Here is a 22807-nt window from a genome sequence, read left to right on the forward strand (position 1 = left end):
GGCCCCAGGTCCTCGGCCGGGTGAGCGCCGTGGCCGTCGGGCCGCGTGCGAGGATCGGGGCCGTGAAGGTCGTAGTTCTGGTCGGCGGGGTCGGCGGCGCCCGCTTTCTGCTCGGGGTCAAGGCCGCATTGGGCCTGCCCGCGGTCGGCGAGCCGGCGGAGCCGTCCGAGCACGAGATCACCGCGGTGGTCAACGTCGGTGACGACGTGTGGATGCACGGCCTGCGGGTGTGCCCGGACCTGGACACCTGCATGTACACACTGGGCGGCGGGGTCGACTCGGCGAAGGGCTGGGGGCGGGTCGACGAGACCTGGTCGGTCAAGGAGGAACTGGCCGCCTACGGCGTGGAGCCGAGCTGGTTCGGGCTCGGCGACCGGGACATCGCCACCCACCTGGTGCGTTCCCGGATGCTGCGCGCGGGCTACTCGCTGACGGCGGTGACCGAGGCGCTGTGCGACCGCTGGAAGCCGGGGGTGCGGCTGCTGCCGGTCACCGACGAGCGGCTGGAGACGCACGTCGCCATCGACGACCCGGACAGCGGTGATCCGCGCGCGGTGCACTTCCAGGAGTGGTGGGTGCGACACCGGGCGGAGCCGACCGCGCACGCGTTCGTGCCGGTGGGGGCGTCCGAGGCGAAGCCGACCCCGGCGGTGCTGGACGCGCTCGAGCAGGCCGACGTGGTGCTCGTGGCGCCGTCGAACCCGGTGGTCAGCATCGGCACGCTGCTGGCGGTGCCCGGTTTCCGCGACGCGCTGCGGGCGACGTCGGCGCCGGTCGTGGGGCTGTCCCCGATCGTCGGCGGCAGGCCGCTGCGCGGCATGGCCGACGCCTGCCTGGCCGGCATCGGGGTGGACAGCACCGCGGAGGCGGTCGGTCGGCACTACGGCTCCCGCCGGGATTCCGATGGCATCCTGGACGGCTGGCTGGTGCACACCGGCGACCGCGCGGAGGTGCCCGGGGTGCGGGTACGCGCGGTCCCGCTGCTGATGTCCGATGTGGACGCCACCGCGGCGATGGCCCGGGCGGCGTTCGACCTGGCCCGGGAGGGGCGATGAGGGATCACGCGGCCACCGGGGGACTGCGGCTGTTCGCGGTGACCGGGTTGCCGGAGTTCGGCCCCGGCGACGACCTGGCCGCCTCGATCGCCGCGCACGCGCCGTGGCTCAGCGACGGCGACATCGTGGTGGTCACCAGCAAGGTGGTCTCCAAGGTCGAGGGCCGGATGGTCGCCGCGCCGCGTGACCCGGAGCTACGCGACCGGCTGCGCCGGGAACTGGTGCTGGCCGAGGCCGACCACGTGGTGGCCCGGCGCGGGCAGTTCCTGATCACCCAGAACCGGCTCGGCATCGTGCAGGCGGCCTCCGGCGTGGACGCCTCGAACGTGCCGCTGGACCGGATCGCGCTGCTGCCGGAGGACCCGGACGCGTCGGCCCGCCGCCTGCGGGCGGGGCTGGCCGAGCGACTCGGCGTCCAGGTCGGGGTGGTGATCACCGACACGATGGGCCGCGCCTGGCGGGTCGGGCAGACCGACGTGGCGATCGGCGCCGCCGGGATCAGCGTCCTGCACCGCTACGGGGGCAGCATTGACTCGCAGGGCAACGAGCTGGCGGTGACCGAGGTCGCGGTGGCCGACGAGATCGCCGCGGCGGCGGATCTGGTCAAGGGCAAGCTGGGCGCGGTTCCGGTGGCCGTGGTGCGGGGGCTGGCGACCGAGGACGACGGGTCGCGGGCCCGCGACCTGGTGCGGCCGGTGGCGGACGACCTGTTCTCCATGGGCACCGCGGAGGCCCTGGCGCAGGGCCGACGCGAGGCGGTGCTGATGCGCCGCTCGGTGCGCACCTTCGCCGACACACCGGTGGACACCGACGCCGTGCGCCGCGCGGTCGGCGCTGCGCTGACCGCGCCCGCGCCGCACCACACGCACCCGGTGCGCTTCGTGTGGCTGCGCGACCGTCCACTGCGGACGAAGCTGCTGGATGCGATGCGCACCGCGTGGCTGGACGACCTGCGCGCCGACGGGTTGTCGGAGCAGGCCGCGCAGCGCCGCGTCGCACGGGGCACCCTGCTCTACAGCGCGCCCGAGGTCGTGCTGCCGTTCCTGGTGCGCGAGGGCGCGCACGACTACCCCGACGAGCGGCGCAGCGACGCGGAGCGGCAGATGTTCACCGTCGCGGGCGGGGCCGCGGTGCAGGCCCTGCTGGTGGCGCTGGCGGCCGAGGAGCTCGGGTCCTGCTGGGTGTCGTCGACGTTGTTCTGCCCGGACGTGGTGCGCTCCGCCCTGGACCTGCCGGAGAACTGGGAGCCGCTGGGCGCGGTGGCGGTGGGCCATCCCGCCGAGCCCTTTGACGGCCCGCGCGAGCCCCGCGGATTCGACGACGGATTGGTGGAGCTGTGAGCGGACTGCACACCGACACCCGGCGCGTACTCGGCGACTGGCGTCCCGACGACCCGCAGCAGGAGGCGCTGCGGCACGCGTTCCTGACGCTGCTGGACACTCGTGCGGACGCGTGCCTGCGGGCGTGTGAGCCGGGCCACGTGACGGCGTCGGCGGTGCTGGTGGACGCCGCGGGCGAGAACGTGCTGCTCACCCTGCACCCGCGGGTGGGTGCGTGGTTGCAGCTCGGCGGCCACTGCGAACCGGAGGACACCTCGCTGGCCGGGGCGGCGCTGCGCGAGGCGACGGAGGAGTCCGGGGTGGACGGTCTGGTGGTGGACCCGGAGCCGGTGCACCTCGACGTGCACCCGATCACCTGCTCGCTGGGGCGCCCGACCCGCCACTTCGACGTCCGCTTCGTCGTCCGCGCCCCGGCGGGCGCGCAACCACAGCGCAGCGACGAGTCCCTGGACCTGCGCTGGTGGCCGCTGGACTCCCTGCCGGAGCAGTCCGACCTCGGCCCCCTGATCGCCGCGGCCCGAACCCGCCTGAGCTGATGGCCGTCAGATCGTGCGGTAGTCGCGGACGGGCATCCGGGGGGCGTGGCGGGGGCGGTTGGCCCCGGCCGCTGCCAGGTAGCGGACCGCCCGGTGGCGGTGGCCCTCGTAGGGGGCCAGCACCTCCAGCATCCCTTCGTCGTCGAGGGGGTGTCCGACCAGGGCCGTGCCCACGATCGCCGGCAGGTGGAAGTCGCCGACGCTGATCGCGTCCGGGTCGCCCCACGCGCGCTGCGCCACCTCCGCCGCCGTCCACGGCCCGATGCCGGGCACCTTCTGCAGGAACTCGCGGCCCTCGGCGCCGCCCAGCTGCACCGCGCGCTCCAGGCTGGTCGCCACCGAGGCGGCGGCCCGCAGGGTGCGGCGGCGGGCCCCGTCGACACCCGCGCGGTGCCACTCCCAGTCGCGGATGCGGCGGATCTGCTCCGGATCCGGCGCCACCCACAGCTTTCGCACCGGTCCCGGCGCGCGGGTGCCGAACCGCCAGCACAGTTCCCGCCAGGAGCGCCACGCCTCCCGGTTGGCGACCTTCTGCTCCAGCACCGCGGCGACCAACACGTCCCACACCCGCCCCGAGGCGCACAGCCGCACGCCGCGGGAGGCGCGCATCCCCCGCGCCACGGCCTCGTGCACCGCGACGAAACCCGTGTCGTCGTCGGCCGCGCCGAGCAGGGTCGGGACGGTGTCCAGCACGAGGTGCGCGCCCGGTCCCCAGGCCGTCGCCAGCACCTCTCCGGCGGGCCCCCGGCGCAGCCGCAACGTGGCGGGACCGGCCGCGGTCGTGGTGCCCCACCACACGTCGCCCGACGGGTCGACCCGCGTGGTGGGGTCGCCGGTGCCGCGGCGCAGCGGGGCCAGCACCCGCGGCAGGTCCAGCGGGTACGGCGGTCGCCACGTCCGGGTCAGGGCCTCGGTCATCGCATCAGTCCGCGGAAAACCGCACGCTGTAGGGCGGCAGCTCGACGCCCGGCCACACCCGGACGCCGTGCAGGAGTTCACAGTCGGCGCCGATCCGCGCGCCGTCACCGATGACGGCGTCGCGCAGCACAGCGCCCTCCCCGATTATCGCGCCGGCCCCGATCACGCACCGCTCGACCACCGCGCCGCGGGCCACCCGGACGCCGTCGAACAGCACCGACTCCACCACGCTGGCGCCGGCTTCGACGACGCAGTCCGCGCCGACGGTGCTGCCCCCGCGCACCTCCGCGTCGGCGGCCACCCACGCGCCGGCGAGCACCAACGCCTCGCCGGGTTCACCGGGCAACGCGTTCGAGGGCGCGGTGCCGAGCACCAGGTCCGCCGACCCGCGCACGAACGCCGCCGGGGTGCCCATGTCCAGCCAGTAGGAGTTGTCGACGTAGCCCTGCACCCGCGCCCCGGAGGCGAGCAGCTGCGGGAATGTCTCGCGCTCCACCGACACCGGGCGCCCGGCCGGGATGGTGTTGATCACGTCGCGGCGGAACACGTAGCATCCGGCGTTGATCTGGTCCACCGGCGGGTTCTCGGTCTTCTCCAGAAACGCCGTGACCCGCCCGTCGGCGTCGGTGGGCACGCAGCCGAACCAGCGCGGGTCGGCCACCTTCACCAGGTGCAGCGTCACATCGGCCGCCGTGCCGCGGTGGGTCGCCAGCAGGTCGTTCAAATCCACCCCGGAGAGGATGTCGCCGTTGAACACCAGCACGTCGTCGGCGCTCAGCCGGTCCGCCACGTTGCGGATCGCGCCCGCGGTGTCCAGCGGCTCCTGCTCCACGACGTACTCCAGCTGCAGCCCGAGTTCGGAGCCGTCGCCGAAGTGCTCGGCGAACACCTCGGCCTTGTAGGAGGTGCCGAGCACCACGTGCTCGATGCCCGCGGCCCGGATGCGCGACAGCAGGTGGCTCAGGAAAGGGACCCCGGCGGTAGGCAGCATCGGCTTCGGTGCCGACAGCGTCAGCGGGCGCAGCCGGACGCCCTGGCCGCCCACCAGCACCACGGCTTCCGCCGCCGGCGGCGGGTCCTGCACATCGGCGGACATCGACCTCGGTCCTCCTCTTCCTGATGGACTTCGATGACGAAAACCCATTGGGGGGAATACTCTGGCAGGGACGGCGGCATAATGGGCACCGGGCCCGCCGCAGCGGTCCCCGCTCGACGCCCACCGAACTGCGAAGTATTGAGAGGGCAGCCCTATGGACCCGCGCCTCCGAGCCGACGAAGCACTTGCTCGCGCGCGGGCACGCGGCGCATTCGTCGTCACCCCCGACAACGCCACCTCTCCGATGGACGCCGCGAGCACCGTCCGCATCCCGCGCGAGGTCGTCAACCAGGCCGACTCCTCCCCGGACACCACGCAGGTCCTGCCGTCGTCCGGGCAGCAGCGGCCGCTTGAACAGCGGTCGCTCGAGCAGCGGCTCAACCCGGAACCGCGGCACGGCGGCTGGCCCGCCGAGGACTACGGACAGGAGCAGCTGCCGCCCAACCCGTACCAGGCCAAGCGTGGCCCGAACGAGTTCGGGCCCCTCGGTTCCCAGGCGCAGAACTACCACCAGTACTAGCTGCCCGCCGAACGGGTTTCGATGCGCGCCCGGAGCTCCAGACCGGCGCGCAGGGCGGCGCGCAGCGGGGCCCACACCGGTCCAGGGTGGCGGTCAGCTAGGTAGCGGTAGGCGCTGCGGTGGTGTTCGCGCAGCATCCGGGCCGAGGCGCCGGAGGTGGAGTGGCCGCCGATGTGCATGATCTCGGCGCTGGGCACATAGACGTTCAGCCAGCCGGCGCGGCCCAGCCGGTCGCCGAGGTCGACGTCCTCGAAGTACATGAAGTAGCGCGGGTCGAAGCCGTCGACCGAGTCGAACGCGGTGCGGCGCAGCAGCAGGCACGACCCGGACAGCCAGCCCGCGGTGCGTTCCTCGATGGCCGCCTCGGACTGCCGGTAGGCACGGGACCACGGGTTGTCCGGCCAGATCTTGCCGAGCACGGCGTGCCCGGCGCCTCGGCCGAGGGAGGGCAGCAGCCGCGCCGAGGGGTAGACGGCCCCGTTCGGCTCCCTGATCAGCGGGCCGAAGGCGCCGCCGCGCGGCCAGCGCCCGGCCGCGGCCAGCAGTTCGTCGAGGGAACCCGGTCCCCACTCGAGGTCGGGGTTGGCGACGACCACCCAGCCGTACTCGTCGCCGAGTTCGGCCACGCCGCGGTTGGCCGCGCTGCCGTAGCCGAGGTTGCCGCCGGTGGGCACGAAGTGGACGTGCTCGCGGTCGGCGGCAGCGCGCTGCGGCGCGCCGTCGGTGGAGCCGTTGTCGGCGAGGATTACCCGCACCGAGCGCTCCGTGGCCTTGTCCAGGGTGTCGAGGAACCGCTCCAGGGTTTCCCCGGGCGAGTAGGTCACGACGACGACGGCTACTTCGTCGCCGTAGGTGCGCGCGTCGGTCACGCCGTCACATTCTGCCGAACCGGGCATCATCGGCGGCAGCAGACCCGCTGGGAGTCATCGGGACCGGGTGTGCGCGTGGTGGGCGCGGTCGTAGGCCGCGCGGTGTTGGGCGGCGCAGGCCGCCCAGGTGAACTCCTTGGCGCGTCGCTGGGCCGCCGCGGCGAGGGCCGCGCGGCGCGCCGGGTCGTCGAGCAGTTCCGCCAGGCCGGCGGCGATGTCTCCCGCGCCGACACCGCAGTAGGCGACGGCGTCGCCGCCCACCTCCGGCAGGCTCAGCCGCCGTGTGGTCAGAACCGCCGCGCCGCAGGCCATCGCCTCCAGCACGGGTAAGCCGAAGCCCTCGCCGACGCTCGGGTAGGCCACCACCTGGGCGCCGCCGAGGAACCCGGCCAGCTGCCGGAACGGCAGGTAGCCGGCGCGGATGACGCGGATGCGGTGCGGCACCGCCTCCAGGGCGCGTTCGACGCGGGTGTCCCAGCCGGGCTGCCCGGCCAGCACCAGCGCGGGCGAGTCGGACCGGCCCTGGCAGGCGAGCATGAAGCCGCGGATGAGCGCCGGAACGTTCTTGCGGGGTTCCAGAGCGCCGAGGAAGGCCACGTACGGCTGGTCGTAGAGGCTCAGCCGGTCGCGGACCTCCTGGACCTCCTCGGGCGTCGGCGGGTGGAACCGGTCCGGGTCGACGCCGTGGTACATCACCTGCATCGCGGCGGGGTCGGCGCCGACCGAGCGGGACAGCTCGGCCGCGGTCGCCCGGCTCGGCACGATGCACAGGGTGGCGCGGCGCAGCGCGGTGCGTGTCCAGGCGCGGAAGAACCTGGCCTTCACCGGGGAGTGCACGGCGGGGTTGGTGAAGAACGTCGCGTCGTGCAGGGTGACCACCGAGGCGGCGGGGTTGGCCAGCGGCGTGGTGTAGTGCGGCGAGTGCAGCACGTCGACGCCGAGGCGGCGCACGAGCAGCGGCAGGGTGGTCTGCTCCCAGGTCAGGCGGGCGGTTCGGGTGGCGACGGCTTCGGTGGCGGGCACCACGTCGGTGTGCGGTGCGAGGCCCGCGTAGAGCTCGGCGTCGCGGGGCTGGCAGGCGACGGTGAGCCGGGCGCCATCGGCGTCCAGAGCCGCGAGCAGCGAGTCGACGTACCGGCCGACGCCGCCTCGGTCCGCGGGTACCGCAGTTGCGTCGATGAGAATGTGCGGCTCGCCTCTGTGCACCAGAGCAGCGTAAGGCGCGAACCACGTCACCCGTGCGGGGTCTGTGAAAATGTGTCCTGTTTCAGCGGGCGGCGCGGTCCAGGTGCACCTGCCACACCGCGCGGGCCGCGCGGGTCCAGGTGAAGTGCGCCGCGCGGCGGACACCCGCGGCGACGAGCCGGGCGTGGTGCGCGGGGTCGTCGACGACGGCGCGCAGGGCGGCGGCGAGCGCGGCCGGGTCAGCGCGCGGCACCACCACCCCGGCGCCACCGGCGACCTCGACGAGCGCGGGGGCGTCGGAGTGCACCACCGGTGTGCCGAGCGCCATCGCTTCGACCAGCGGCAGGCCGAAGCCCTCGGCGAGGCTCGGTGCGGCGAGCACGGTGGCGCGGCGGAGCAGGACGGAGAGTTCGTCGTCGGTCACCGATTCCAGCACGCGCACCCGGTCGCCGAGGTCGACATCACCCCAGCCGCGGCGGCCGGCGATCAGCAGCGGCACGTCCGGCGCACCTGGTTCGGCCATCGCCCGCACCAGGTGCTGGTAGCCCTTGCGCGGCTCGATCGTGCCGACGGCCAGCACGTACCGGTCGGGCAGCGCAAGCCGTTCGACGACCGCCGGGTCCGGTTCGGACAGCAGCGCCGGGGTGACGCCCTCGCCGATGACGTGCAGGTCGGCGGTGACGCGGACGTGGTGTGCGAGGTCGGTGGCGACCGCGGCGGTGGGCACGACGATCGCGTCGGCGCGGCGGGCGGCGCGGCCGATCGCGCGCCGGTGCCACGTGACGCCCCGCGGCGTCAGCGTCTCCGGGTGCGTCCAGGGCACCGTGTCATGGACGGTCACGACCAGTCCGCGCCCGCGCCGGGCCGGTGGGGCCAGCGGGGTCATGGCGTGCACGGCGTCACCGCCCGGCCAGAGCGGAACACCGCGTTCCCAGGCGGCGATCAGCGCGCGGCGCGGTAGCGGCAGTACCCGCGGCCCCCGCACGCCGGGCACCCGGGCCACGGCCGGATCGCCACTGCGACTGACCACGCTGGACAGTTCCCAGCCGTCCGGCGCGGTGGCCGCCATCGCGCGCAGCAGTTCCCGCGTGTAGCGACCGGTGCCGCCGGGCACCGGGGCGAGCAGCTGCTCAGCGATCACGACGAGCTCGGGCACCCGCACAGCTTCCCACGAGCCGTCGCCGGGCCGTCGTTGGCGTTTGCCCAGGGGTGTGCCGGCCCCGGAAGCGGGGTTTGCGCAGCTCAACAGGGCCCTGCCAGCTGATCGAGTGACCTGCTGCCGGGTGGCGGTAACGTCATCGGGCGTGACGTCGGATCAGGTGCGCAGCACGGTGGTCGTGGTGACCTGGCGGGGCCGGGACCACCTGGGTGCCTGCCTGGACGCACTGGCCGCTCAGGACCGCCCGCATCGGGTGCTCGTCGTCGACAACGCCTCCGACGACGGCTCCGCCGACGTCCTCGCGTCGCATCCGAGCGCTCCGGAGGTGCTGCGCCTGCCGCGCAACACCGGCTACGCCGGGGGCGTCGCCGCTGCGCTGTCGCGCGTTGGCACTCCGTTCGTCGCGTGGCTCAACGACGACGCCGCGCCGGCCGCCGACTGGCTTTCCGCGCTCGAGGCCGCGCTCGACGCCGACCCGGGCGCCGCTGCGGCGTCGTCCGTGCTCCGCACGCCCGACGGCCGGGTGCAGTCGGCGGGCGTGCGTCTCACCGCGGACGGCCACGGCGCTGACGTGCCTGACGCCGCCGGCGACGTGTTCGGTTTCTGTGGGGGTGCTGCGCTGCTGCGCACCGCCCACCTTCGTTCCGTCGGCGGGGTGCCTGCGCATTTCTTCTGCTACTACGAGGACACCGACACCTCGTGGCGGCTTCGCCTGGCCGGGCACCGCATCGTCGCAGTGCCGAACGCGTGCGCTTGGCACCTGCACGGTGCCACGACGGATCTGGGGTCGGCGTTGTTCCACCGCTGGAACGAGCGGAACCGGTTGTTCATGCTGCTGCGCTGTGCTCCCGCGCTGGTGGCGCTGCGCGAGCTCGCTCGCTTCGCCGCGATCACGTTCGTTCTCCCGCTGCGTAGGCACTCCGCGCCGCCGCCGAACTTCCGCGTCGCCCTGCGGCTCCGTGTGCTGGCGGAGGTCGTCGCGGGTCTCCCGGCGGCGCTGCGCGCCCGGGCCCGCATCAGTCACTTCGCGTCCGTCTCCCGCCGCACCGTGTGGCGCGCATGGTCCGGTGTCTGAACCCGTGCCGACTCGGTCCCCGGGTGGTGCCGGCCTCCCCGGATTCGCCGACACCCCGCACACCCGGGTGGGGGATGGTGCAGTCTTGTGGGCGTGGCTGACTTGTCCGATCGCAGCGTCCTGCCCCTGGTGTCGGTGATCGTGGTCAACTACCGCGGCGCGGACGACACCATCACGTGCCTGCGCGCGCTACGCGACGAGCTGGACTACCCGGCCGACCGACTGGAGGTGCTCTGCGTCGACAACGCCTCGGGTGACGACAGCGTCGAGCGGATCCGCGCCGCCGCCCCGGACGTGCGGGTGATCGAGTCGGACCGCAACCTCGGGTTCGCCGGGGGCTGCAACCTCGCCGCCCGCAACGCATCCGGTGAGGTGTTGGCGTTTCTCAACAACGACGCCCGCCCGGACCGCGCCTGGGTGCGGGCCGCGGTGGCGGTGCTGCGCGCGGAGCCGACCGTGGGCGCGGTGGCCAGCAAGGTCCTGGACTGGGAGGGGCGGCACGTCGACTTCGTCGACGGCGGGCTGACCTGGTTCGGCATGGGATACAAGCGACACGCGGGCGAGGTGGACGACGGCTCGCACGACGCGGCCCGGGACGTGCTGTTCGGCACCGGCTCGGCGTTGTTCGTGCGCGCCGAGCTGTTCGCCGCGGTCGGCGGGTTCGACGAGCGGTTCTTCATGTTCTACGAGGACGTGGACCTGGGCTGGCGGCTGAACCTGCGCGGCTGGCGGGTCCGCTACGAGCCGCGTTCGCTGACCTTCCACCGCCACCACGCGTCGATGGCCGAGGTGTCGTCCGCGCGCGAGCACTACCTGCTGGAGCGCAACGCGCTCGCGGCCCTGTACAAGAACCTTTCGGACGAGACCCTGGCCCGGGCGCTGCCCGCGGCGATGGCGCTGGCCGTGCGGCGGGCCACCGCGCGCGGCGAGATCGACCCGACCCAGCTGGAGATCACCAGGCGGGGCGAGCGCGAGGACGACAGCCCGGTGCCGATCGACCGTTCCGCGCTGGCCGGAATGCTGGCCATCGACCAGTTCGTGGAGATGCTGCCGTCGCTCAGGCGGTCCCGCGAGGAGGAGCAACAGGCCCGGGTGCGCACCGACGCGGACCTGGTTCCACTGATGCGCAAGGCGATGGAGCCCGCCTACCCGCTGCCGCGCTACCTCGCCGCGCACGACGCGCTGGTCGAGGTGTTCGGCCTGGACGAGGTGTTCGGGCGCCCGCGCAGGATCGCGGTGATCACCGGGGACACGGTCAGCGAGCGGATGGCGGGTCCGGCGATCCGCGCCTGGCACATGGCCGAGGTGCTCTCCGCCGAGCACGAGGTCCGGTTGGTCAGCGTCAACGCGCTGGTCAACCCGCCCGAAGCGGGTTTCGCCGTGGTGGCCGCCCAGCCGCGGGAGCTGGGGGCGCACGTGGACTGGGCGGACATCGTCGTGCTGCAGGGGCACGTGCTGGAGATGGTGCCCGCGCTGAAGAAGGCCGAGTCGAGAAAGATCGTGGTCTGCGACGTCTACGACCCGATGCACCTGGAGTTGCTGGAGCAGGGCCGCGACACCGACGACGAGCGGCGCGCCAAGGACCTCATCGGCGTGACGAACGTCCTCAACGCCCAGCTGCGGCGCGGTGACTTCTTCCTCTGCGCCTCCGAGCGGCAGCGGCACTTCTGGTTGGGGCACCTGGCGTCGTTGGGGCGGTTGACGCCGGGACTCTACGACAACGACCCGACGGTCCGCTCGCTGCTGTCCGTGGTGCCGTTCGGGTTGCCATCGGTGCCGCCGCGGCGGACCGGCCCGGCGATCAAGGGCGTCCGGCCGGGCATCTCCGCCGACGACAAGGTGGTGCTGTGGGCGGGCGGCGTCTACAGCTGGTTCGACCCGTTGACGCTGCTGCACGCGGTGCACCGGCTTGCCGAGCGGCGCGCCGACGTCCGGTTGTTCTTCCTCGGCATGAAGCACCCGAACCCGGACGTACCGGAGATGGGCATGGCCGAGCAGACGCGAGCGCTGGCCCGGCGGCTCGGCCTGACCGACAAGTTCGTGTTCTTCAACGAGAGCTGGGTGCCGTACGGGGAGCGGCAGAACTACCTGCTGGACGCGGACTGCGGGGTGACGACGCACTTCGAGCACGTGGAGACGACGTTCGCGTTCCGCACCCGGGTGCTGGACTACCTGTGGTCGGGGCTGCCGGTGGTGACCACCGACGGTGACTCGTTCGCGGACCTGGTGCGCGACGAGCGGATCGGCGTCGTGGTGCCGCCGGAGGACCCCGACGCGCTGGCCGCGGCGTTGGAACAGGTGCTCTACGACGAGGAGTTCGCCGCGGAGTGCCGGCGCCGCATCGATCCGGTGCGGGAGCGGTTCACCTGGGAGTCGGTGCTCGCGCCGCTGACCGAGTTCTGCCGCGATCCGCGCCCGGCCGCCGACCGGCTACCGGCGTCGGCGCCGCTGGTGCGCACCCCGCGGCCCGGCCGCGTGGCGGCGATGCGGCGGGATCTGGCTCTGCTGCGGGAGTATTTCGACGCGGGCGGGCCGGTGGAGGTCGCCAGGCGGGCGACCGGGCGGCTGCGGAGGCTGGCCGGTGAGCGGCTCCGCGGGCGCTGAACCGCGGGTGCTGCTCGACGGCACTCCGCTGCTGGGCAGGCGCACCGGCATCGGCCGCTACACGGCGTCGCTCGTCGCCGAACTGGCGTCCTTTGTGGACGTTCGGCTGGTGGGTTTCACCACCCGGGGATGGCGGGAGCTGCGTTCGGTGGTACCGGCCGGGACCCGCGCGGTGGGTCTGCCGGTCCCGGCGCGCGCGGTACGGATGTTGTGGCGGCGCAGTGCTTTTCCGCCGATCGAGCTACTCGCCGGGCGGGCCGCGGTGGTGCACGGCACCAATTTCGTGCTTCCGCCGTCCGTGCGCGCGGGCGGCGTGGTCACCGTGCACGACCTGGCCTTTCTCGATGATCCGGCGCTGGCCGATCGAGATCTTGCTGTGCTGGTGCGCAGATCCGCGCATCGAGCGGCTGTCGTCTGCACCCCGACGGCGGCGGTTGCGGACGTCGTCAGTGCTCGCCTGGACGTGCCGCCTGAGAAGATCGTGGTGACGCCGCTGGGTGTGGATCCGGAGTGGTTCGACGCGACTCCGCTGGACGCCGCCACGAGAGTCCACTATGGAGTACCCGCGGAATATCTGCTGTTCGTCGGCGCCGAGGGCCCCCGCAAGGGCCTGGACGTGCTGCTGGCCGCGCACGGCCCGGACCTGCCTCCGCTGGTCATCGCGGGGCCTTCCGGCGCGGCTTGCGGCAACGGCGTGATCCGCACCGGCTACCTCCCGGACAACCACCTACGCGGCCTGGTCGCCGGTGCCGCGGCGCTGGTTCTGCCGTCCCGCGACGAGGGTTTCGGCCTGCCCGCTCTGGAGGCGCTCGCCTGCGGAACCCCGGTGGTGTGCACGGACATCCCGGCCCTCCGCGAGGTGACGGCAGGCCACGCCTACCGCGTTCCGCGGGGCGACGCTGCGGCCCTGAACGAAGCCCTGCACCACGCCCTCACCGCCCCGCCCGGCCGGGAGGAGGGCCGAGCCAGGGCGAGAACCTTCACCTGGCGCACCTGCGCGGAAAAAACCCTGGAAGCCTACCGCCAGGCAGCAACCTGACCCCGCAGTCCCAAGCCTCCCGGCCCCGGCCTTCCGTCCCGCCCCCACAGGAGCGCGCGACGCCGAAAGACACCCAAACTTACCTGGAATTGGGAATTTACGGGGTGCGGAGGGCTTCTCCGTCCTGGGCGAAGGCCGCCGCGAGGGCTTCTCGCCAGGGACGCAGGGGCGTCAGGCCCGCTGCTCGCCAGGCCGCGTCCGACAGGACCGAGTAGGCGGGGCGAGGGGCCGGGCGCGGGAAGTCCGCCGTGGTGCAGGGGTGGACCCGGGACGGGTCCAGGCCCAGCTCCTCGAAGATCGCGCGGGCGAACTCCCACCAGCTCGCCTGGCCGGAATTCGTGCAGTGCAACACCTTCTGCTCCGGCCCGCGCCGATCAGCCACGCGCTCGGCTAGTTCCACCAGGCCCCGTGCCAGATCCGCCGCCCACGTGGGGCATCCGAGCTGATCGTCCACAACGGACAGAGTTTCCCGCTGCGCGGACAGCCTCGCGATGGTCCTCACGAAGTTCCCGCCCCGCGCGCCGTACACCCAGGCGGTGCGCACGATCCAGGCGCGCGCGCCGGACTCCAGCACCGCACGCTCCCCGGCCAGCTTCGTGCGGCCGTAGACGGTGCGCGGTCCCGTTTCGTCGGTCGGTTCGTACGGCCGGTCCGCATCGCCCGGGAAGACGTAGTCGGTCGAGATGTGCAGCAGCGGCAGGCCGCTCTCCCGGCACGCCACGGCCAGGGCCGCGGGACCGTCGGTGTTGACCCGGGCAGCGCGGTCCGGCTCCGACTCCGCCGCGTCCACGGCGGTGTAGGCCGCCGCGTTCACCACCACCGGCCGCAGTTCGGCGTCCCGGGCTGTCTCGGCGAAGGAGTCGACCGCGTCGTCGACCTGCTCGGGGTCGGTGATGTCCAGTTCTCCGGAACCCGGTGCGTGTACCAGGGCGCCGGGCCGCGCGGACAGCAGCCGGCGCAGTTCGGAGCCGACCTGGCCGTGACCGCCGGGCACCAGCAGGGCCAGTCCGCGGGTCACCGGGCCACCGCCGCGCGCGCCTTCAGCGGCTCCCACCAGTCGCGGTTCTCCCGGTACCAGCGGACGGTTTCGCGCAGCCCGGTCGTGAAGTCCACGCTGGGCGCGTAGCCCAGCTCGCGGACGATCTTGCTGTGGTCCACCGAGTAGCGCCGGTCGTGACCCTTGCGGTCTTCCACCGGCCGTACCATCGACCAGTCCATGCCCATCTCGGCCAGCACCAGCTCGGTGAGCTCCTTGTTGGTCAGCTCGGTGCCGCCGCCGATGTTGTAGATCTCGCCCGGCCGCCCGGACTGCGCGACCAGCTGGATGCCCTGGCAGTGGTCGGTCACGTGCAGCCAGTCGCGCACGTTGAGCCCGTCGCCGTAGAGCGGCACCTGCTGCCCGTCCATCAGGTTGGTGATGAACAGCGGCAGCACCTTCTCCGGGAACTGGTACGGGCCGTAGTTGTTGGAGCAGCGGGTGATGCACACCGGCAGCCCGTGGGTGCGGTGGTAGGCGCGCGCCAGCAGGTCCGAGCCGGCCTTGGCCGCCGAGTACGGCGAGTTCGGCTCGAGGGCGTGGTCCTCCGGCCACGAACCGGACTCGATCGAGCCGTACACCTCGTCGGTGGAGACGTGCACGAACTTGCCGACCTCGGCCTCCAGCGCGGTCTGCAGCAGCGTGGTGGTGCCGACCACGTTGGTGACCACGAAGGCGTCCGCGCCGGTGATGGAGCGGTCCACGTGGGTCTCCGCGGCGAAGTGCACGACGAGGTCGACGCCGCGCATCAGCTCGGCGACCAGGTCGCGGTCGCAGATGTCGCCGCGGACGAACCGCAGCCGCGGGTCGTCGGCGACCGGGGCCAGGTTCGCCTCGTTACCCGCGTAGGTGAGCTTGTCGAGCACGATCACCTCGGCGGCGTCCACCGCCGGGTAGGCGCCGCCGAGCAGCTGCCGAACGTAGTGGGAGCCGATGAAACCGGCCCCACCGGTAACCAGGATTCGCATCGGGCCCTTCCTCACCTCCGGTCGTCCTGCGCAGTCTGGCATGCCACGGGGAGCGACCGAAGGCCCTCCCTCGCTACGGGTAGTCACGAACAGTGCTCACCCGTATGAGGGATGTCACCCCTTATCCCGGGACCTACACACGCACCGCAGGATCACCGTTAGCCTTCATCCGGAACACGAGCAAAATCACTCCGCCAAGGTGTAACGCTCGCGGTGAGGCCAAGGAGGAAGCGGCGTGGAGGACCGGCCGAGGTGGCCAGGCGGCCCACAGGGGCAACCGGGCAGACCCGTTCCGCCCCGTGGCCCCGGCGGTCAGGGCCGGGCCGGCGGCGTGGGCGGCAACCCGCCGGGCGGTCGGCGCAGCGGCCGCGCGGGCAGCGCCCCACCTCCCGGTGGCCCCGGCCGCAAAGCAGCGCAGGGTGACGCCCGCCGCAGACCGGCCACCCGTAAGGGGCAAGAAGAGCTTCCCCCGGAAGACGACATCTGGGAGCGGCGCCCGAAGCGCCGCGGCGCCCGCTACGCCGGCCGCACGCTGTTCGCCCTGCTGTCCGTGCTGGTGCTGAGCACCACCGGGTTCGGCTGGGCGATGTTCCGGCCCGGCGCGGGCAGCACCTCCACCGCCGACGTCATCCGCCGCGGCCTCAGCGCACCGGACGGCGCCACCGACATCCTGCTGATCGGCAACGACAGCCGCACCGACGCCTTCGGCAACCCGCTGCCCGACGAGGTGCTGCGGGAGCTGCGCACCAGCTACGACGGCGGCGACCTCACCGACGCGATCATCCTGATGCGTATCCCCAACGGCGGGCAGAGCGCCAGCGCGATGTCCTTCCCCCGCGACACGCTCGTCGACATCGGGCTCGGGGAGGGCAAGACCAAGCTCACCGAGACGCTGAACCGCGGCAAGCAGGCCGAGATCGCCAAGCTCCGCAGGCAGGGCATCACCGACGAGAAGGAACTCGCCCAGAAGGGCGGGCAGGCCGGACGAGCCCTGCTGCGCCAGACCATCGAGAACCTCACGGGCGTCACCATCGACCACTATGCCGAGGTCAACCTGCTCGGCTTCTACGAGATCACCAAGGCCGTCGGCGGCGTCGAGGTGTGTCTGAAGAAGGACACCAAGGACAGCTACTCCGGCGCCAACTTCCGCAAGGGCGTGCAGACCATCCAGGGCGGCGACGCGCTGGCCTTCGTACGGCAGCGGCACGGCCTGATCAACGAGCTGGACCGCGGCAAGCGCCAGCAGGCGTTCCTGTCGGCGCTGGCGCGCAAGATCCTGTCCACCGGCACCCTGGCCAACCCGGCCAAGCTGACCGCGCTGGTCAACGCCATCCAGAAGTCCATCACGCTGGACCCCGCGCTGGCCAACGACATTCTCGGCTTCGCGCAGCAGATGCAGGGCATCGCCGGCGGGAACGTGCAGTTCTACACCGCCCCGGTGCACCTGGTCGGCAAATCCGGCGAGGAGGACGTCACCATCAACATCGCCGAGACCCGGCAGTTCACCGCGGACCTGCTGCTGTCCCCGCAGGAGCGGCAGCGGAAGATCGCCGCGCGGCAGGCCCGGGCGTCGATCACGGTGAGCGTGTTCAACGCCTCCGGCGTCCGCGGACTGGCCGCACGGGTGCTCGACGAGGTGTCCGCGCAGGGTTTCAAGGCCGGCGGCGGTTCCAACGCCGAGGCCAGGAACGGCTCCGTGATCTACTTCGCGCCCGGTGAGGACGCCATCGCCGCTCAACTCGCGGACCTGCTCGGCGGGCTGCCCACCGAGGCGCGCAGCAGCGTGCACCCCGGCAGCGTGCAGGTCTACCTGGGCAAGGACTACAAGGGACCGGGGGCGCAGAACTTCGCCGGGCCGCGGACCGTCCGGCTCGACGGCCCGCGGCAGGCGGCCGCGCCGCTGCACACCCAGCAGGAGGACGCCGCGGAGCAGCCCATCACCGCCGGCGGCATCGTCTGCGTGAACTGAACCGGGCGGCGTTTCCCTCCCCACGCGGTGACCATTACTCCTCACTGAGGTGCCGCGCGCGCCCCGGTGCCGGTTAACCTGGGTCGGCAGCGGAGGCGCTCGGGGGAGGGGGAAGGTGAGCGAACCGGAACAGCAAACCCCGGAACAGCAGGGTGTGGAACGGGCGGGCCCACGCGGGTCCGGGTTCCGCATCGCCGGTCGCAGCGCGATGGCGCTGGTCTCGGCCGTCGTGCTGGCGCTCACCGCGATCGGCTGGGTGGTGGTGGACCGGCTCAGCGACGTCAGCTCCGCGAGGGTGCTCGCCGACGTGCCGCAGACCCCGCCCGCCGACGACGGGGCGATGGACGTGCTGCTGGTCGGCAGTGACAGCCGCACCGACGCGCAGGGCAACCCGCTGCCGGAGAGTGTGCTCAAGCAGCTGCGCACCGAGGCGATCGGCGGGCTCAACACCGACAGCCTCGTGGTGATGCGGATTCCGCACAACGCGGCGCAACCCACCGCGGTGTCCATCCCGCGCGACACCTACGCCAGGATGCCCGGCGGGCGGTCCGAGAAGATCAACGCGGTCTACGGGCTGACCAAGAGCGCCACCGCGGACCGGTTGCGCGCCGCCGGCACGCCGGAGGCCGAGGTGGAGCACGCGGCCCGGCTGGCCGGACAGCGCGCGCTGGTGCAGACCGTGCAGAACCTCACCGGGGTGCGCATCGACCACTACGCCGAGATCAACCTGCTCGGCTTCTACGAGCTCACCGAGGCCGTCGGCGGCGTCGAGGTGTGCCTGCGCAACGCGACCAGCGACAAGGATTCCGGAGCCGACTTCACGGCCGGGCGGCACACCGTCTCGGGCGGTGACGCGCTGGCGTTCGTGCGGCAGCGCCACGGGCTGCCGCGCGGTGATCTGGACCGGATCGTCCGGCAACAGGTCTTCATGGCGGCGCTGGCGAACAAGGTGCTGTCCACCGGCACGCTCACCGATCCGGCGATGGTGAACGACCTGGTGCAGGCCGCCCGCCGGACCGTGGTGCTGGACGAGGACTGGGACCCGATGGGCTTCGTGCAGCAGATGCAGCAGTTGGCGTCCGGCCGGGTCGCGTTCGTCACGATGCCGGTCCTTGACGCCGGTGCTCGCGACGACCGCGGGCAGAGCATCGTGACCGTCGATCCGTCCGCCGTGCAGCGGTTCTTCAGCGGTCTGACGGCGGCCGAGCCACCCCGCCTGGGCCCGACCGCCCGGCTGGCGCTGGACGGCACGGCCCACCGGCAGCAGCCGATCACCTCCGATGGCGGAATCCCCTGCGTCAACTGAAAGACCGGTCCGGGGCGCGTGCGGGGGCGGCGGTTCGGGGCCCGGTTAGGCTCGGGGCATGAGCGTTACCCAGGCACTGCTCGGTCCGCTGCTGGCCAGTGGCGCCCCCAAGCCGCTGATCACGCACTACGACGACACCACCGGGGCGCGCATCGAGCTGTCCCGCGCGACCGCCGCGAACTGGGCTGCGAAGACGGCGAACTGGCTGGTCGACGAGATGGATCTACAGGCCGGGGCGCCGGTCGCGGTGGCGCTCCCGGCGCACTGGCAGACCGTCGGTGTGCTGCTGGGCGCGTGGTGGTGCGGGGCACACATCACCAACGACCCGAAGGGCGCAGAACTCGCCTTCGTGCCCGCGTCCGACCTGGACCGGGGCACGGGCGCGGCGACCGTGGCCGCGGTGGGCCTCGACCCGCTGGGCGCACCGGTGCGGGGTCTGCCGGGTGGCGTGGTCGACTACGTGTCGGACATCCGCGTGCACGGCGACGACTTCAGCCCGCTGGTGCCGGTCACGGGTGACGAGCCCGCGCTGCTGGGGATGTCCGTGGACGACGTCGTCGCCGCGGCTCGGCAGCGAGCCGCTGTCCTGGGCATCGGCCGCGACGACCGCGTGCTGTCCACACTGGAGTGGAGTTTGCCGGACGGCGTGGTGGACGGCCTGCTGACCGTGCTGGCCGCGCAGGCCGCCCTGGTGCACTGCACCAACCTCGACCCGAACCGGCTGGAGCGACGCCGGGCCGACGAGCGCATCACCGTGGAACTGTGACTTTCGCGGCCGCTCAGGGGGTCGCGGTGCGGCGTTTGAACATCGCCTGGAGCGTGTAGCGCGGGCAGCTGAAGCCGAGCGCCAGGCTGGCCGCGGCGAGCACCAGCACGTATTCGAAACCGCCGTCCGAGGCGAAGAATCCGCCGCCGAGGTGGGCGGTGAACAGCGCGCCGACCATAACCGCGGCGAGCAGGACCCCAGCGACGGGTAGCAGCACGCCCAGCACCAGGGCGAGGCCGCCGAGCAGCTCGACGAAAGCGGTGAACCACGCCGCGGGCGCGGGCAGGCCCATCCCGGCGAACGACGCGATGACTTTGTCGATGCCGTAGAGCACGAACTTCTGGTAGGCGTGCGCGAGGAACGTCCCGCCCACGACGAGGCGGGCGATCAGCACCATCACGTCGCGGAGGCTGTGCTGCATGGGGGAACCCTTCCGGGGTCGGCTGCGGTACCGCCGCAGCTTATACATGAAGCTTCAAGCAAATGCCGGACTGAGTACAGGGTCACACGTGCCCGGCGATACCCGGCGCGACCAGGACAAAGTCGCCAGTTAACCGGGAACGGCCGCCTACCCGACCTTACTACTCATCGGTAACATCGAGGGATGTTCGACACCGAGGCACTGTTCACCACCGACGGCGACCTGTTCGTCCCCACCGCGGCCGCGGGCAACCCGTGGGGCGAGTTGACCGGCGGCGGCCCGGTCGCCGGACTGCTGGCCCGCGCCGTCGAGCGCGCCGCCGACGACCCGGACCTGTTCGTCGCCCGGCTCACCGTGGACCTGATGCGCCCGGTGCCGCGCACTCCGCTCGCGGTCTCGGTCCGTCCACTGCGGACAGGAAAGCGCCTGCACGTCCTGACTGCGACCCTCACCGCAGGCGACACCGTGGTGTCGCACGCCACCGCCCAGCTGCTCCGCTGTTCCACTGTGGATGGCGCGGAACCCGTTGCCGGCACGCCGTTTCCCGGACCGGACGGCATCCCGGACGGCCACCTGCTGCCGCCGGAACTCGGGCTGCGCCCGGGCGTGCACGACGTCGTGCGGGTCCGCTGGCTGGCCGATCAGCGCGCCACCGGCACCGGCCGGGCGTGGATGCGGATGCCCCTGCCGCTGCTGCCCGACGAGCCGCTGAGCCCGCTCTCCCACGTCGCGGTCCTCGTCGACTGCATCAGCGCCGCCAGCCCGATCGGGCCGATCTTCGGGCCGTGGATCAACACCGACATCACGCTCTACCTGCACCGCCCGTTCCAGGGCGAGTGGCTCGGCATGGAGATCGAGCGCGACGTGCACACCACGGGCATCGGCGTGGCCAACGCCCGCCTCTACGACGAACGCGGCCCACTCGGGGCCGCGCACGAAGCAGTGATGGTCAACCAGCTCGGCTGATGCCGCGTCCGGTGGGCGCTCAGCCCTCCAGCTTCTGTTGGAGGGCGGTGTGCTTGTCCAGGACCATGTTCTCCAGCCTTGACTGGAAGGCCGCCATGGCCGCCCGCAGCCTCGCGCCCAGCTCGCCGGAGTCGGCCGCCAGCGTGCGGACCGCGAGCAGACCCGCGTTGCGCGCGCCGCCGACCGAGACCGTCGCCACCGGCACCCCGGCGGGCATCTGCACGATCGACAGCAGCGAGTCCATGCCGTCCAGGTGCTTCAGCGGCACCGGCACGCCGATCACCGGCAGCACCGTGGCCGAGGCGACCATCCCCGGCAGGTGCGCGGCGCCGCCCGCACCCGCGATGATCACCCGGATGCCGCGATCCGCTGCGGTGCGCGCGTAGTCCAGCATCCGCTGCGGCGTGCGGTGCGCGGAGTAGACGCCGACCTCGTAGGGCACGTCGAACTCGGTGAGCGCGTCCGCGGCGGCCTGCATCACCGGCCAGTCGGAGTCGCTGCCCATGATCACGCCGACCAGGGGGTTCTCGGCTGCCACGTGGAACCTCTCGCTTTCTCGGGCGGACCTGCCGCGGGATTCAGTGGATCTGGTGGCCGTCGAGCCACTCGCCGCGCGAGAGCCAGTGCGCGGCCAGCCGCGCCTGCTCCCGCACCTGCGCCAGGTCGTCGCCGAGCAGCGTGATGTGCCCGAGCTTGCGGCCCGGCCGCTCGCTCTTGCCGTACAGGTGCACCTTCGCGTGGGGGTAGCGGGCGAACAGGTGGTGCAGCCGCTCGTCCACGCCCATCTTCGGCTCGGTCGGCGAGCCGAGCAGGTTGGCCATCACCACCGCGGGTGCGGTCAGCTCCGTGCTGCCCAGCGGGTAGTCCAGCACCGCGCGCAGGTGCTGCTCGAACTGCGAGGTGCGGGAGCCCTCGATCGTCCAGTGCCCGGAGTTGTGCGGGCGCATCGCCAGCTCGTTGACCACCAGCCCGTGGTCGGTCTCGAACAGCTCCACCGCGAGCACACCGGTGACGCCGAGGGACTCGGCGACCCGCAGCGCCAGGGTCTGGGCCTGCTCGACCAGTTCCGCCGAGGCGTTCGGGGCGGGCGCGAGCACCTGCACGCAGATGCCGTCCTGCTGCACCGTCTCGACCAGCGGCCACACCGCGCCCTGCCCGAACGGGGAGCGCGCGACCAGCGCGGCGAGTTCCCGGCGCAGCGCCACCTTCTGCTCCACCAGCAGCGGCGCACCGCTGTCCAGTAGCTCGCGCACGGTGCGCCTGGCCCCGTCCGGGGTGTCGAGTACCCAGACGCCGCGGCCGTCGTAGCCGCCGCGGGCGGTCTTGAGCACGCACGGCCAGCCGTGCTCCGCGCCGAACCGCAGCACGTCGGCAACCTCGGTGACCTCGGCGAAGGGCGGCACCGGCAGCCCGAGCTCGGCCAGCGCGCGGCGCATCACCAGCTTGTCCTGGGCGTGCCGCAACGCATCCGGCCCAGGTTGCACGGAAACCCCGGACGCCTCCAGCTCGCGCAGGTGCTCGTTCGGCACGTGCTCGTGGTCGAAGGTGACCACGTCGCAGCCCTGGGCGAAGTTCTTCAGCGCCTCCAGATCGGTGTGGTGGCCGATCTCCACGTTCGGCGCGATGAGCGCGGCGGAGTCGTCCGGCGAGGTGGCCAACACCTTCAGCGACTGCCCCAGCGAGATCGCGGCCTGGTGGGTCATTCGGGCGAGCTGGCCCCCACCGACCATGCCGACAACAGGAGTTCCGGTGCGCTGGTCCACGCGTTCAGCCTAGAGCCGTGCAACGCCCGCACCAGCGGCGGGACCGGCGAACGCGACCCACCTCACAGGCAGGCCGGCAGGGCGCGGGCCACCGCGTGGTCGACACCGGGAGCGCCTCATGCTCACCGCGGCTCCTGCGCACCACTCCCTGTCATCAGGACGGAGCAAGGTGTCGCCCAGGACGGTGCACTCGATGGCGTTCGCAACAGAAGGTAG

21 protein-coding genes are annotated in these 22807 nt (G+C 72.8%); 11 read left to right on the forward strand and 10 right to left on the reverse strand.

Annotated features, from left to right (window positions below):
• The first annotated feature begins 62 nt into the window (after window positions 1-62).
• The 3 genes from cofD to IEY17_RS06240 are packed head-to-tail and all read left to right on the forward strand — an operon-like array spanning window position 63 to window position 2931.
• Window positions 63-1055: a 2-phospho-L-lactate transferase gene (gene cofD / locus IEY17_RS06230; protein ID WP_188986334.1), complete on the forward strand. Its 993-nt coding sequence runs from the start codon at window positions 63-65 to the stop codon at window positions 1053-1055.
• A complete protein-coding gene (locus IEY17_RS06235; RefSeq protein ID WP_188986335.1) occupies window positions 1052-2395 on the forward strand; it encodes a coenzyme F420-0:L-glutamate ligase in 1344 nt (447 codons plus the stop codon). The genes cofD and IEY17_RS06235 overlap by 4 nt, the downstream gene beginning before the upstream one ends.
• Entirely contained in the window at window positions 2392-2931 is a 540-nt protein-coding gene (locus tag IEY17_RS06240) for an NUDIX hydrolase (RefSeq protein WP_188986336.1), read from the forward strand. Before IEY17_RS06235 ends, IEY17_RS06240 begins: the two co-directional genes overlap by 4 nt.
• A gap of 6 nt (window positions 2932-2937) precedes the next feature.
• Here IEY17_RS06240 and IEY17_RS06245 read toward each other — a convergent pair whose 3' ends face one another.
• The gene (locus tag IEY17_RS06245) at window positions 2938-3849 is read right to left on the reverse strand and encodes a DNA-3-methyladenine glycosylase family protein (RefSeq protein WP_188986337.1); all 912 of its coding nucleotides are present in this window, start codon (window positions 3847-3849) and stop codon (window positions 2938-2940) included.
• Between the two features lie 4 nt (window positions 3850-3853).
• Window positions 3854-4945 carry a mannose-1-phosphate guanylyltransferase gene (manB, locus tag IEY17_RS06250; RefSeq protein WP_188986338.1) on the reverse strand — a complete coding sequence of 364 codons (1092 nt, stop codon included), beginning with the start codon at window positions 4943-4945 and terminating at the stop codon, window positions 3854-3856.
• Window positions 4946-5189: 244 nt separating this feature from the next.
• Between manB and IEY17_RS06255 the strand changes: the two genes are divergently transcribed.
• A complete protein-coding gene (locus IEY17_RS06255; RefSeq protein ID WP_308423955.1) occupies window positions 5190-5465 on the forward strand; it encodes a hypothetical protein in 276 nt (91 codons plus the stop codon).
• On the opposite strand, the gene IEY17_RS06260 is transcribed toward IEY17_RS06255, so the two are convergent.
• The 3 genes from IEY17_RS06260 to IEY17_RS06270 all read right to left on the reverse strand — a co-directional run bounded on the left by IEY17_RS06260 (window position 5462) and on the right by IEY17_RS06270 (window position 8675).
• Window positions 5462-6361 (reverse strand): glycosyltransferase family 2 protein, encoded by a 900-nt coding sequence (locus IEY17_RS06260; protein WP_188986595.1) that lies wholly within the window; start codon window positions 6359-6361, stop codon window positions 5462-5464. The genes IEY17_RS06255 and IEY17_RS06260 overlap by 4 nt on opposite strands.
• A gap of 27 nt (window positions 6362-6388) precedes the next feature.
• Entirely contained in the window at window positions 6389-7519 is a 1131-nt protein-coding gene (locus tag IEY17_RS06265; RefSeq protein WP_188986596.1) for a glycosyltransferase family 4 protein, read from the reverse strand.
• Between the two features lie 82 nt (window positions 7520-7601).
• On the reverse strand, window positions 7602-8675 hold the full coding sequence (locus tag IEY17_RS06270) for a glycosyltransferase family 4 protein (protein ID WP_188986340.1): 1074 nt from the start codon (window positions 8673-8675) through the stop codon (window positions 7602-7604).
• Window positions 8676-8823: 148 nt separating this feature from the next.
• Here IEY17_RS06270 and IEY17_RS06275 point away from each other — a divergent pair, with 148 nt between their 5' ends.
• The 3 genes from IEY17_RS06275 to IEY17_RS06285 all read left to right on the forward strand — a co-directional run bounded on the left by IEY17_RS06275 (window position 8824) and on the right by IEY17_RS06285 (window position 13396).
• Window positions 8824-9753: a glycosyltransferase family 2 protein gene (locus IEY17_RS06275; RefSeq protein ID WP_229679887.1), complete on the forward strand. Its 930-nt coding sequence runs from the start codon at window positions 8824-8826 to the stop codon at window positions 9751-9753.
• Window positions 9754-9846: 93 nt separating this feature from the next.
• Window positions 9847-12357, forward strand: coding sequence for a glycosyltransferase (locus tag IEY17_RS06280; protein WP_188986341.1), 2511 nt, complete (start codon window positions 9847-9849; stop codon window positions 12355-12357).
• Window positions 12335-13396, forward strand: a complete 1062-nt coding sequence (locus tag IEY17_RS06285; RefSeq protein ID WP_229679889.1) for a glycosyltransferase family 4 protein — start codon at window positions 12335-12337, stop codon at window positions 13394-13396. Before IEY17_RS06280 ends, IEY17_RS06285 begins: the two co-directional genes overlap by 23 nt.
• Before the next feature lie 97 nt (window positions 13397-13493).
• On the opposite strand, the gene rfbD is transcribed toward IEY17_RS06285, so the two are convergent.
• Both rfbD and rfbB read right to left on the reverse strand, forming a co-directional pair.
• On the reverse strand, window positions 13494-14414 hold the full coding sequence (gene rfbD / locus IEY17_RS06290; protein WP_188986342.1) for a dTDP-4-dehydrorhamnose reductase: 921 nt from the start codon (window positions 14412-14414) through the stop codon (window positions 13494-13496).
• Window positions 14411-15400, reverse strand: a complete 990-nt coding sequence (gene rfbB / locus IEY17_RS06295; protein WP_188986343.1) for a dTDP-glucose 4,6-dehydratase — start codon at window positions 15398-15400, stop codon at window positions 14411-14413. Before rfbB ends, rfbD begins: the two co-directional genes overlap by 4 nt.
• Before the next feature lie 331 nt (window positions 15401-15731).
• On the opposite strand from rfbB, the gene IEY17_RS06300 reads away from it, so the two are divergent.
• The 3 genes from IEY17_RS06300 (at window position 15732) to IEY17_RS06310 (ending at window position 19441) form a co-directional block, all read left to right on the forward strand.
• A complete protein-coding gene (locus tag IEY17_RS06300; protein ID WP_229679890.1) occupies window positions 15732-17369 on the forward strand; it encodes an LCP family protein in 1638 nt (545 codons plus the stop codon).
• A 115-nt stretch (window positions 17370-17484) separates the two neighbouring features.
• Window positions 17485-18675, forward strand: a complete 1191-nt coding sequence (locus IEY17_RS06305; protein WP_229679891.1) for an LCP family protein — start codon at window positions 17485-17487, stop codon at window positions 18673-18675.
• Window positions 18676-18733: 58 nt separating this feature from the next.
• Window positions 18734-19441: a TIGR03089 family protein gene (locus tag IEY17_RS06310; RefSeq protein ID WP_188986344.1), complete on the forward strand. Its 708-nt coding sequence runs from the start codon at window positions 18734-18736 to the stop codon at window positions 19439-19441.
• A 13-nt stretch (window positions 19442-19454) separates the two neighbouring features.
• Here the strand turns inward: IEY17_RS06310 and IEY17_RS06315 are convergent, their stop codons facing one another.
• Window positions 19455-19862, reverse strand: a complete 408-nt coding sequence (locus IEY17_RS06315; RefSeq protein WP_188986345.1) for a DoxX family protein — start codon at window positions 19860-19862, stop codon at window positions 19455-19457.
• A gap of 183 nt (window positions 19863-20045) precedes the next feature.
• Between IEY17_RS06315 and IEY17_RS06320 the strand changes: the two genes are divergently transcribed.
• Window positions 20046-20828, forward strand: a complete 783-nt coding sequence (locus tag IEY17_RS06320) for a thioesterase family protein (RefSeq protein ID WP_188986346.1) — start codon at window positions 20046-20048, stop codon at window positions 20826-20828.
• Window positions 20829-20847: 19 nt separating this feature from the next.
• Here IEY17_RS06320 and purE read toward each other — a convergent pair whose 3' ends face one another.
• Together purE and IEY17_RS06330 are read right to left on the reverse strand one after the other, a co-directional pair.
• Complete coding sequence (purE, locus tag IEY17_RS06325) at window positions 20848-21333, reverse strand: 5-(carboxyamino)imidazole ribonucleotide mutase (protein WP_188986601.1); 486 nt, start codon at window positions 21331-21333, stop codon at window positions 20848-20850.
• 73 nt (window positions 21334-21406) lie between these two features.
• The gene (locus IEY17_RS06330; protein WP_188986347.1) at window positions 21407-22591 is read right to left on the reverse strand and encodes a 5-(carboxyamino)imidazole ribonucleotide synthase; all 1185 of its coding nucleotides are present in this window, start codon (window positions 22589-22591) and stop codon (window positions 21407-21409) included.
• Between the last annotated feature and the right edge of the window lie 216 nt (window positions 22592-22807).

This window comes from Saccharopolyspora thermophila, assembly GCF_014646075.1.
GTDB classification, from domain to species: Bacteria; Actinomycetota; Actinomycetes; order Mycobacteriales; family Pseudonocardiaceae; genus Saccharopolyspora; species Saccharopolyspora thermophila.